Annotated in this window: 11 protein-coding genes; 5 read left to right on the top strand and 6 right to left on the bottom strand. The window is 37.3% G+C overall.

Annotated elements, in window-relative coordinates; translation table 11 throughout:
• Positions 1-35: 35 nt before the first annotated feature.
• The 5 genes from G4D61_RS15715 to G4D61_RS15695 all read left to right on the top strand — a co-directional run bounded on the left by G4D61_RS15715 (position 36) and on the right by G4D61_RS15695 (position 6,244).
• A complete protein-coding gene (locus tag G4D61_RS15715) occupies positions 36-878 on the top strand; it encodes a spore germination protein (RefSeq protein ID WP_163174331.1) in 843 nt (280 codons plus the stop codon).
• Entirely contained in the window at positions 879-2,036 is a 1,158-nt protein-coding gene (locus tag G4D61_RS15710) for a Ger(x)C family spore germination protein (protein WP_035354394.1), read from the top strand. It begins immediately after the preceding gene.
• Between the two features lie 156 nt (positions 2,037-2,192).
• Positions 2,193-2,621, top strand: coding sequence for a MerR family transcriptional regulator (locus G4D61_RS15705; RefSeq protein WP_163174327.1), 429 nt, complete (start codon positions 2,193-2,195; stop codon positions 2,619-2,621).
• Between the two features lie 6 nt (positions 2,622-2,627).
• Entirely contained in the window at positions 2,628-3,860 is a 1,233-nt protein-coding gene (locus G4D61_RS15700) for an MFS transporter (protein ID WP_163174325.1), read from the top strand.
• 1,115 nt (positions 3,861-4,975) lie between these two features.
• Entirely contained in the window at positions 4,976-6,244 is a 1,269-nt protein-coding gene (locus G4D61_RS15695; RefSeq protein WP_163174323.1) for an MFS transporter, read from the top strand.
• 369 nt (positions 6,245-6,613) lie between these two features.
• On the opposite strand, the gene G4D61_RS15690 is transcribed toward G4D61_RS15695, so the two are convergent.
• The 6 genes from G4D61_RS15690 to G4D61_RS15665 form a co-directional block, all read right to left on the bottom strand.
• Positions 6,614-7,591: a catechol 2,3-dioxygenase gene (locus tag G4D61_RS15690; RefSeq protein ID WP_163174321.1), complete on the bottom strand. Its 978-nt coding sequence runs from the start codon at positions 7,589-7,591 to the stop codon at positions 6,614-6,616.
• A gap of 278 nt (positions 7,592-7,869) precedes the next feature.
• Positions 7,870-8,061, bottom strand: a complete 192-nt coding sequence (locus G4D61_RS15685; protein WP_035354388.1) for a 4-oxalocrotonate tautomerase — start codon at positions 8,059-8,061, stop codon at positions 7,870-7,872.
• Between the two features lie 15 nt (positions 8,062-8,076).
• A complete protein-coding gene (locus tag G4D61_RS15680; RefSeq protein ID WP_163174319.1) occupies positions 8,077-8,865 on the bottom strand; it encodes a 2-keto-4-pentenoate hydratase in 789 nt (262 codons plus the stop codon).
• A gap of 73 nt (positions 8,866-8,938) precedes the next feature.
• Positions 8,939-9,982 (bottom strand): 4-hydroxy-2-oxovalerate aldolase, encoded by a 1,044-nt coding sequence (gene dmpG / locus G4D61_RS15675; protein ID WP_035354382.1) that lies wholly within the window; start codon positions 9,980-9,982, stop codon positions 8,939-8,941.
• 35 nt (positions 9,983-10,017) lie between these two features.
• On the bottom strand, positions 10,018-10,899 hold the full coding sequence (locus G4D61_RS15670; protein WP_035354380.1) for an acetaldehyde dehydrogenase (acetylating): 882 nt from the start codon (positions 10,897-10,899) through the stop codon (positions 10,018-10,020).
• Positions 10,900-10,916: 17 nt separating this feature from the next.
• Positions 10,917-11,711: a 2-keto-4-pentenoate hydratase gene (locus tag G4D61_RS15665; RefSeq protein ID WP_052137855.1), complete on the bottom strand. Its 795-nt coding sequence runs from the start codon at positions 11,709-11,711 to the stop codon at positions 10,917-10,919.
• Between the last annotated feature and the right edge of the window lies 1 nt (position 11,712).

Below are 11,712 nucleotides of genomic sequence, written 5' to 3'. Positions count from 1 at the left end.
CTCTTCTGCAGAGTAAGATCTTTTGGACATAACAAATACTCCCCCATAAGCAGCCAGATTTTTATTTTTTAATCTGTCTACCTAAAGGGGAGCATATCATTAATTATACGGGGAGACCCGATTTTGTAGTTGAATCGATGAATCAGGGGAAATTTGCGATTGTTGTTGACGGAGCACCAACCGTTCTCATCGCACCTATAGATCTCACCTTTCTACTTAAAACAGCCGAAGATGACAATACAAGCTTTTACGCAGCCTCATTGGAAAGAATGTTAAGGTTTTTAGGTCTAGCTACGACAATTTTCTTGCCCGGCTTTTATACAGCATTAACAACTTATCACGTTGGACAACTGCCTCTGCCATTGCTTGCAACCATTACTGTTTCACGGCTTGGTCTACCTTTTTCCACCTTTATGGAAATGTTCATTATGCTCTTAATGATTGAACTGTTCAAAGAAGGCGGGGCCCGTCTGCCGAAAGGAATCGGACAAACAGTATCCGTCATTGGCGCCTTAATCATTGGGGATGCAGCCATCCAAGGCGGGATTACCTCTTCAACTGTGCTCGTTATTATTGGAATTACGGCCATATCTAACTATATCGTTGTAAATCAATCCATAGCAGGGAATCTTTTCTATGTTCGCCTTTTTGTCCTTATTTTAAGTTATGCTTTTGGAATATATGGCTTTGTTTTTTCTATTTTCTTTATCATGCTTTATTTATCAAATTTGAAATCGTTTGGCATTCCTTATTTAGCAAATATCTCTTCTTCTAACCCAAAGGACATTATATATTCGTTCATTCGCTTACCTTATTCGTTCATGAAAAAAAGAAATAGTTCTCTACATGTAAAAGATCGTAAAAGAGCAGGTGAATAAATGAAAAACATCATGTTAGCTTTTATCATATTATTTACGTCTACTCTAGCAGGCTGTTCACAAGTTAATGAAATCCAATTTCAAGCATACGCTGTTGGACTCGGGATTGATTATATTGATGATGAGTATAAAGTTTTTTTGCAATTTTTAGACTTCTCTAATGTTGCTAAAAGTGAACAAGGGAAAAGTCCTCAAAAAAGCTCTGTATGGATAACTTCGGGATCTGGAAAGTCGATTGAAGCTGCTTTTACAAAGATGTATCAAGGTGTTCAGCTTCCTGTCAACTATGATCAATTAAATGTCATTCTATTTGGAAAATCGTTGATAGAACACAAACTCGGAAAAACATTACAAGCGCTGGACACAAATTATAATATTCGTGTAACAGGATTAACTTATGGAACTGAGAAAAAGCTTGAAGATATTTTCACATCCCAAGTCCCATTTAATTACCCCTTCATTTATTCAAGAATCAATGAACCTAGTTTTATGCAGCAGCAAGATTCAACGATTCCCGCTATAAGCTTGCAGGAACTGATTTATCAATATAATGAAAAAACAAAAACCATTATGCTGCCAAATATTTCATTGGATAACGATACAATGAAGGAAAATACCGATAAAGTAACGATGTCTACTTTTGATGGAGCATACATCATAAAAGATCAAACGTACAAAGGCATTTTATCTGAAAAAGAGCTTAAAGGTTTTATAAAAGTGAATAATCAAACTGTACGATCTCTCGTAACTTTTAAAGGAGCACACGATGAAGAAACAGCAATTGAAATTTTAAATCCGAAAATAAAAAGGCGAGTTTTCACCAAAAATCATACATTAGCATATGGATTAAATATTAAAATTAGAGCCAATATACGTGAATCTAACCATAACATTATAAATCTGAACGTAAAAAAGGCTCTGGCAGACAAATTACGGACCGAGGTTTATCAATCATATAAGAACAGTCAAGCAATCGGCGGTGATGTCTTTCAATTCGAAGATTATATGTATCGCTATAAGAACAGCGATTGGAAAACTTGTCATCATCAAGGAACATTTCCAACATTAAAGAAAGAGGATATTCATATAAAAATATCTCCATTAAAAAGCATTAATAAGATGAATGCCCGCGTCAGCCGTTCACCGCGAAATTATTAAGAACAGTGACACCTTCTAGCTCAACATTAGAAGGTGTTTTATTTCATATTTAAAAATCATTTTTATTATTTTTCAACATTAACGTTGACGTTAATTATTCTAAATAGATATAATTGTTAAACAACTTAAATATTTATTTAATGAAAGGAGGATCAAATGAGTACATACCAAATTGATGAAGTAGCTAAATTATGTGGGCTGACGAAACGGACGATACGCTATTATGAAGAAATCGGATTGCTCTCCCCTCCTGAGCGGACGAACGGCGGCTTCCGTAAGTATTCAGCCAAACATCTCGAACGTCTTCATCAAATCATAAACGCACGAGAAGTTCTCGGCATCTCTTTACAGGAAATTCAAGAGTTTATTGCGATTAGAGAAGAAATAAACAATCAAATGACAGACTTGAAACAAACAGTCGACACAGACATTAAGCATCAAAAACTTTTACGATTTAAGGAAGTGTTAGATAAGCAGCGGATGATGATCGATAGAAAAATGAAAAAAATAAGTGAAATCAAAGAGGATACTGATCAATATTATATACGCATCTGTGAAGCGATAAAAAAATATGAAAAGGAGTAAGATGAAATGGAATCAAATATTATTCAGTCAACACCTAATCCAGTAAAAATAGAAGATCGGCGCTCTAAAGCCGTATGGGCTGTATTTTTTGCTTGTATTATTGCTTTTATGGGGCTTGGGCTCGTTGATCCTATTTTACCAGCGATTGCTAATCAATTAAAAGCAAGTCCAAGCGAAGTAACTTTATTGTTTACGAGCTATAATGCGGTAATGGCTGTAGCTATGCTTATTACCGGGGCCATTTCTACCAGGCTTGGTACGAAAATAACATTGCTTGCAGGGGTAGTAATTATCGCGCTATTTTCAACTTTAGGAGGACTATCAGGTAATGTTTGGTCTATTGTTGGACTTCGAGGATGCTGGGGACTTGGCAACGCTCTGTTTGTAGCCACTGCCTTAACAGCGATTGTTACTCTTTCAAAAAACGGAACAGCAAAAGCTGTTATTCTATATGAAGCAGCCATCGGTCTTGGAATCTCCGTTGGGCCACTTTTAGGCGGAGAGTTAGGGAGTATTTCATGGAGAGGACCATTCATTGGTGTCGGTGTATTAATGGTTCTTGCATTTGTTTTTCTCATTACATTAATGCCCAATTCAAAGAAACAACATATGAAAACTACTATATCAAAGCCTTTATCTTCTTCTTTACTTGATCCATTCCGTGCAATGAAACATCGCTCTATCGTTGTATTCGGAATTGCAGCTTGTCTTTATAATTTCGGTTTCTTTACTTTGCTCGCTTATGCACCTTTCGTAATGGGATTGGATGCGCATGGAATCGGCTACGTCTTTATTGGCTGGGGGGTATTGCTAGCATTTACATCTGTGTATATGGCTCCAAAGCTACAACAAAAATTCGGAACGGTTAACTCGATGTGTATGATGTTAACTGTATTTGCTCTAGTTCTCTTGATCATGGGTATTTGGACTTCAACACAATGGGTCATCATTGCTGCTGTTATTTTCGCAGGCGCATTATTAGGTAACAACAATACATTAATTACTACTGCTGTTATGAAGGCTGCACCAATTGAACATTCTACAGCTTCTGCTGCCTACAGCTTTTTAAGATTCATAGGAGGTGCGATTTCTCCATTTCTTGCTGGTAAACTAGCAGAATGGTTTTCACCGCATATTCCATTTATTGTCGGAGGGGGTTTCGTCCTTATCTCAGTGATATTTGTCTTAACAAATCGCCATCATGTAAAACATGTAGACAGTGTAGAAGCTAGTCACTAATGTTTTTACAATATTAATTCGTTACTCGAATTAACAATGTTGAAAGGTATTCGTTTCTGACTGTGAAATCTTCCCGTTTATTATACTTTATTTATTTCAATTATTGATGGAATATAAGATTTCTTCTCTAATTCGTAACAATTTAAAAACAGTATACTTGTTTTTCTAATATTTCAGCGGAACAAAATAATATCCTTCCTTATACAGGGATACTATTTTGTCCCGCTCTTTATATCGTTTAAATCTCGATAGTATCATCTAAAATCTTGTATTTAATTTAAAGGCTACATACTTCATATCGTATTTCCTCTATTGCTTCTTGGAGAGCTTTTACGGCCCCAATAGCTCTGTCAATTTACTCGAATGCGACCTGTGTTTCCAATGATGATAAACATGAATGTAAGCAAAAATGAATGCTGTTCCACATAAAGGAATTACAGCATTGTATCGTTTCGCGAGTTTGAATACACTAACGATAAATATTTTTTAAATTAATAGCAGATAAATAAACACTCCTACTAATATGTCTGATTATACAAATTCAAAGACAAATATGTTCATTCCTCCGAACGATATATGACATCGCAACTAAGCTATTGAGACCTTTAGCAGCAACTGCATCCCTCATTCTTACCAGCAAATCAGTTATTGAGACTATTTTTTATAGTCTTTATATAATAGTTTAATTTTTACTTTATTTACCTGGAGGTGGTGGGTAAACGATGTTTCAGTCAATATTCAAGTTTTAGAAGAAATACTACGGAAAAAATGGATAAGTAAGTGAAAAAAGGGGTTGATTCCAATCCAATTAGATAGTCTTCTATAAAAAGTTCCTTATATTTAAAATGCAGTTTATTTATTTAAAGCCAAACCATGTCATAAAGTGAATAAAAAGTGAAGCAAAGCATTTCGTGTAGATAGTAAGCACAGCAAGAAATGAAAGCGCTTGATTTTCTTAACCGATTTTCTATGGACCAAAGCGAATTGAGGTTAGATTTTCTACAAAGGGCTAATGCAAGCAACAATATACTCTTTCATTAATTGTTCTCTGAATAAATTATTAGTCCCTAAAAATGAAGTAAAAAATATTAATCATAAAATTGGAGTGATCCCAAATGCATGAGCGAAAATTTAGAACATATCAAAACGGTCTTGTACTTATGATATTTTTCACAATTGGTTTTGTATTTATGGATCGTTTAAGCATCACATTTTTGTTTCCCTTTATTAAAGAAGATCTAAATCTCAATAATGCCCAACTTGGATTGATAACATCCGTTCTCGCTATTTGTTTTGCAATATCAGGTTGGCTTTTTAGCAGCATTGGAGATGTTGGCGGTAAAAGAAAAAAAATTCTTGTTCTTTCCACAGTTGTTTTTTCGTTGTGTTCAATTTTTACTGGTGTAGTCTCTTCATTTATCCTTCTATTATTTGTCAGATCGATTATGGGACTGTTTGAGGGGCCGGTACTGCCCTTAGGTCAAGCAATATTATCTTATGAATCAAGTCCGGACCGTCGCGGATTTAATATGGGGTTAGCTCAAAGCGCAGTCGGTTTGATAGGGGCTGCACTTACACCTATAGTAGTTACAAAAATAAGTGGAACCTCAAATTGGCATGTCGCTTTTTATGTGGTAGCAATTCCCGGACTCCTCATGGCTTTTCTACTATGGAAGTATTTAAAAGAACCTTCCTTCGTTTCACTACATTCAACTAATGATCAAACACCGAAAAAAAGAACTTCTTTTTCAGACTACGCAAATGGATTTAAGCATCGAAATGTAGGATTATCATTAATTATGTTTGCCCTTTTTAATACGTGGTTATTTGTATTTACAGCTTTTGCTCCTACGTATTTAGTAGAAGCCGATCATTATTCTGCTGGAGATATGGGCATCATTATGGCTGCGGTCGGACTTGGTTCCTTCTTTTGGGGATTTCTTGTACCAATGATATCTGATAAATTGGGACGTAAACCAACATTAATTATTTTTTCTTTTATTGCCTGCCTCTGTCCAATTGTCTTTTTATTCATCCATGCCTCGATTGCAATAATGGTGTTAATCGGTTTTATAACCGCAGTTGGTCAAGGCTGCATGCCACTTTTAGGATTCATCATAATCAGTGAATCGGTTCCTGCTAGATTAGCAGCTTCAGTTGGCGGCATGGTCCAAGGAGGAGGCGAGCTTGTTGGCGGAGCACTGATGCCCCTGATTGCTGGTATATTAGCAGATCATATCGGTTTAACAGCCCCGCTTTGGATCGCAAGCATCGGATCCTTCATAGCTGCTTTTATCGCCATCGGTTTAATTGAAACAGCCCCAATTAAAAAAGTTAAGCAACAAGTAAACAGCCATCAAGTTACTCAACTACTGGAAGAGTAGTTTCGTTAATCTGATAAGAGTCAGTAATAGATAGAAAAAAGTGTGTCCTATCAAGCAGAATAATTGTTAACTAAACAATTGAATCATTGCAAAAAAAAATCGCCTCCGTTTAATGATTTTTGCAACTACATTAATAGAGTAGGCGATTCTTTTATTTAACGATCATTTCCCTTCCTGCCCCAATTTTCTCTGCTGGTGACATTGAGCAGTCTTAACCATTGAATAAAGGGCCCTTTTTACCTCATCATTACATAAACACTAGATTTGTGAAAAACAAAATAATACCCTCTTAATGTTAGAGGAAGCAAATGTTTATAGCTTCCTTGCATTAAGAGGGTTGAATCTTTTTAATGAAGAAATCGTTTCATTTTATTTTGTTTCAACTTTTTCTTTAATAATTGGAGTTCCATAGCGGAAGTATTCATATGGAAGAGGTGCGCCATACCAAATGATTGCCTTATCTACCTCTTCTTCTCTCCATGTAACAGGTTTCCAATCAGGATCAAAAATGAGATAACCAGAATCTCCGAATAATTCAACACGGTTACCGCCAGGCTCAATCGCATATAAACACATTGCTTGTGATACTCCGTGTTTAACAGGACCTGCTTCAATTTTTATATCATTTTCTGTTAAAATTTCGGAAAGATCATGGAGATGTTGTGGATATCCATACCAATAACAAACATGATGAAGTCTGCCTTTACCTCCCAATTGATCGCCCATAAATGCTAGTTCATGTACTAATGGGCTAACACTTAACCAAGCTCCACCTTCTGAACCATCATTATTAACAAGATGTTCTCTTAAATTGAAGCCTAGTTCATCCATCATAAAATTTTTATTTGTTGTTACATCACTGGCTAATAAGTTCACATGGTCGATGCGGCGAACAGGAACTCCTTTAATTGGACGTTTTTGAGGACGATTCTTTAATTGTGTTTTTTCATTTTCTGGGACTTGATAGTAGTCTACATCCCATAGTATTTCCATCGGATGACCATCTGGTGTGACAAATTGATACGCCGCACCATGACCTAGGTCGCCATCTATCCAGCCTTTTCCATATCCAGACTTTTCAAGATCTTTAACGCGACGATCTAACGCATTTTTTGAACTAGTCCGCCAACCAACATGACCTAAACCGGCTTCTTTGCCTTCAGTCACTTTCAACGTATGATGATAAAAATCTTCATAGGCTTTTAAGTAAACGGACTGTCCCTCTCTATCCGTTTCTATCATTCCTAATAAATCTTTAAAAAACCATAAAGTTTTGTCAGGATCCGGAGTGAAAATTTCTACATGAGCTAATTGGGCAACATCAAATTTTTTTAATTCATTTTCCATAGATAACTCCTCCTAGTAATAAAAATATTTTTTAATTTTCTTACTGTTAACGCTTTCAAATACTTGAAATAAAAATTCAGATCATACTTACTACTTCCTTATGAAACTCTTTAGTTCATGATTTTATTATATGAGTGACTAAAACAATTCAAAAGCTAGTTGTTCCTCTATGTGCAACGTTTCAAAGTTTTTTCTATATTTTTTGATTAATCTATTTTTCTATGATATTTTCAAGAAAAAGAGGAATAATGGGAAGGGGCGGCCCCCTCCAATTTTCATTATCTCCCTAATGTTTTAGCACTAACACCACCGATAGCCCAATGGGTTTTAGGTACTTCATTTACGATGATTCGTACATTTTCCTTTGGAGCATCCAGTGACTTACTGACAGCTTCAGTTACATTTTTCAACAATGCTTCTATTTTCTCCGGCGGTCTGCCTTCCATAATTTCGATATGAACAAACGGCAAGTTTATTCCCTCCTTTTATTCTTTTACAAAAAACGAAACATCCCCTAGTCCCCCTAATTTTGCTGTGACAAAATCTCCAGCTGCCAGCCTGATTGCTTCTGTAATTCCGCCCGTTAAAATGGGCTGACCGGCTTTTAGTTTTTCACCTTTCCTACTTAACATATTGGCAAGTCTAGCGACTGAATTAGCAGGATGACCAAGGACAGCTGCTCCAGCACCTAAAGATCGTATTTCGCCATTAATCGATAAAGTGACCCCTACAACGTCCAATTCTAGTTCATCAGGTTTTCGCAAATATGTTCCAAACACAGCCCCTCTTGCCGAGGTATTGTCGGCAATTACATCAGGCAAGGTAAAATTAAAATTCTCATAACGGCTATCGATAATCTCAATTGCTGGGAATACATAAGCAGTTGCTTGTAAAACATCCAGTGCTGTTACTTCCGGACCTTCCAAATCCTTCTCTAAAATAAAACCAATTTCTGGTTCAACTTTTGGATGAATGTAATTCGCTAAAGAAATGGAATCTCCGTCATTTATAACCATATAGTCAAATACATATCCGTAAATCGGATCATTTACATTCATTTGCCTCATTTTCGCTTCACTTGTAATGCCCATTTTCGGTCCTATTATGTTAAAGCCTTCTTCTAATTTCTGCCTAATGAGTTCTTCTTGAACATAATACGCTTCTTCAATAGTAAGGCCCGGATATAAATGGGCGGTAATTTTTTCAACTTCACATTTTTCCTTTTCTGCATGATGAACATATGAAGCAAGTTCTTTAATTTGGTTACTATCCATGACCTTCCTCCTAGAGAACTTCTAATGTTCTTATACTGGCTTACCGTGTTTCCTTTATCTCAGTCGGAGTTCCTTAAGTTGTGTACGTCGATGGGCAGGCGCTTCCGCTTTTCTTTTTAGAAAGTTCTGCTGCAACGTCTACGATCATGTCCTCTTGGCCGCCGACGATTTTTCTTTTGCCAAGCTCTATTAAAATATCCCGTGAATCTACTGAAAATTTTTCAGCAGCACGTTTTGCATGCAATAGAAAGCTAGAATAGACGCCGGCATATCCTAACGTTAAGCTATCCCGATTAATAATCTGCGGCTTCTGTAATATTTGTGAAACCACATCTTCAGATACATCCATTAACTTATAAAGATCAATTCCTGTTTGGATCCCCATTCTATCGAGAACAGCAACTAAAACCTCTGTTTGCGTATTTCCTGCTCCTGCACCTAAACAGCGAATACTCCCATCTATTCTTGTCGCTCCTTCCTCAATTGCAGCGAGCGTATTTCCCATTGCAAGCGACAAATTATTATGAGCATGAAACCCGACATTGATTGAGATAGCTTGTCTAATAGCTTTAATTCTCGCCCGCACTTGATCCGGCAGTAAGGCACCTGCGGAATCAACAATGTAGACCGTGTCTGCTCCATAGCTTTCCATTAGCTTCGCCTGTTCCACAATTTTTTCGACCGGAGCCATATGACTCATCATCAAAAATCCGACTGTTTCCATTCCTAAATCTTTAGCAGTTTCAATATGCTGCTTTGCAATATCTGCTTCAGTCACATGTGTCGCAATTCTCGCCATTTTTGCCCCGATTTTGGCGGCTTGTTTTAAATCTTCAATCGTACCGATTCCCGGAAGCAATAAGACAGCAATCTTTGAAAAGTCACTAACCGCAACAGCGGCTTCGATTAATTTCATTTCATCCGTTTTCGATAAACCATATTGTAATGAGGAACCGCCAAGTCCATCACCATGGGTGACTTCAATGTAAGGAATCCTTGCCTCATTAAGTGCTTTTGCAATCGTTGTTACCTGTTCAACTGTGTATTGGTGGCTGACGGCATGACTTCCATCCCGTAAAGCTACTTCTGTGATTTTAATTTCTTTTTCGAATGTCATGTTACTCCTCCTTCCTTAACTCAATATCTAAGTTTTTAAACAATCGATTTTAAACGGTTTTTGGCAAACTCTTCAGCAACCTTTACTGCAGCAGAAGTCATAATATCAAGATTGCCTGCATATTTAGGCAAATAGTCGCCAGCGCCTTCAACTTCAAGAAACACAGTAATCTTATTGCCGTCAAAAATCGGTTCTGTCCGAAGCTTATAACCTGGAACAAATGACTGAACTTTTTTCACCATACTCTCAATAGAAGCGATGATCGCTTTTCGATCCATTTTTCCATCTTCAACAATTGTATAGACGGTATCCCTCATCATAATCGGAGGATCTGCTGGATTAAGAACGATAATCGCTTTTCCTTTCCTTGCACCTCCGACCTGCTCAATTGCTTTTGCAGTCGTTTCTGTGAACTCATCAATATTTGCTCTTGTTCCCGGACCAGCACTTTTACTAGAAATAGTCGCCACAATTTCGGCATATTCAACAGCTGCTACTTCATTAATAGCATGGACAATCGGAATCGTTGCCTGACCACCGCAAGTAATTAAATTGACATTTTCAGCATCTAAATGGGAATCGATATTCACAGTCGGTGCGACGAATGGACCAATGGCTGCAGGTGTTAAATCAAGCATTTGTTTTCCAAGCTGCTTCGCTACTGACGCATTATGAAGATGGGCTTTTGCACTTGTCGCATCGAAAAGAATATCAACCAATTCCGGATACTCAAGCAAACCATCCACACCATTATCAAACACTTGCAAGCCATCTCTCTTGGCGCGCTGCATTCCTCTTGAAGTTGGGTCAATTCCCATCATTGTTGTTAATTCAAGCACATCAGAACGTCTTAATTTCATCATTAAATCTGAACCGATATTACCAGTACCAATAATGCCGACTTTTACTTTTTTCATCATCATCCCTCCTTCTTTTATTCTGTAAATGAAACCTCTACATCGCCTAAGCCGGCAAATTTCGCATAAAAATGGTCACCAGGTTTTGCTTCAATAGCAGCCGATAATGCCCCTGATAAAATCACTTCCCCCGCTTTTAGAGCAATGCCATAAGCTGAAAGTTTATTCGCTAACCATGCTACACATTTCGCCGGATCTCCTAATGCCGCAGCCCCTACACCTGTATTTTGCAAAACGTCATTTTGGTAAAGCGCCATTCCAATTTGTTTAAGATCTACTTCGGTAATCTTTTTCGAGTGTTTACCGAGAACGTATAAACCGGAAGAAGCATTGTCTGCAACAGTATCGGCTAACGTAATATTCCAGTTCTTTATCCGGCTGTCTACAATTTCAAGTGCTGGGACAATTGCATCCGTCGCAAGCAGGACATCAAATGTCGTTACATTCGGGCCAATTAAATCCCTTTTTAAAATAAAGGCGATTTCGGCTTCTACTTTTGGCTGTAAAACACGTTTATATGAAACGGTTCCTCCATTAACAATGTTCATTTGATCAAGCAGGTGACCGTAATCCGGTTCAGCAACTCCAAGCATTTCCTGCATTGCTTTTGATGTTAGGCCAATTTTTTTCCCTGTCACTTGTTGACCTTCCTTTATTAACTGTTCAACCTTATATAGCTGTACTTGATATGCTTCATCCACGGAGAGATCAGGATACAATGCTGTTACTGGTTCCACGCCTTCTTCTAAATACCAAGCATTTGCTAAATGTTTCGCAAGACTTTCCGTTTTGCCTGTGTATTCAATTTTCACT

The sequence above is a fragment of the Heyndrickxia ginsengihumi genome, assembly GCF_011008565.1.
In the GTDB taxonomy this organism is placed as follows: Bacteria; Bacillota; Bacilli; order Bacillales; family Bacillaceae_C; genus Weizmannia; species Weizmannia ginsengihumi.
This window is presented reverse-complemented; position numbering and strand designations above follow the sequence as displayed.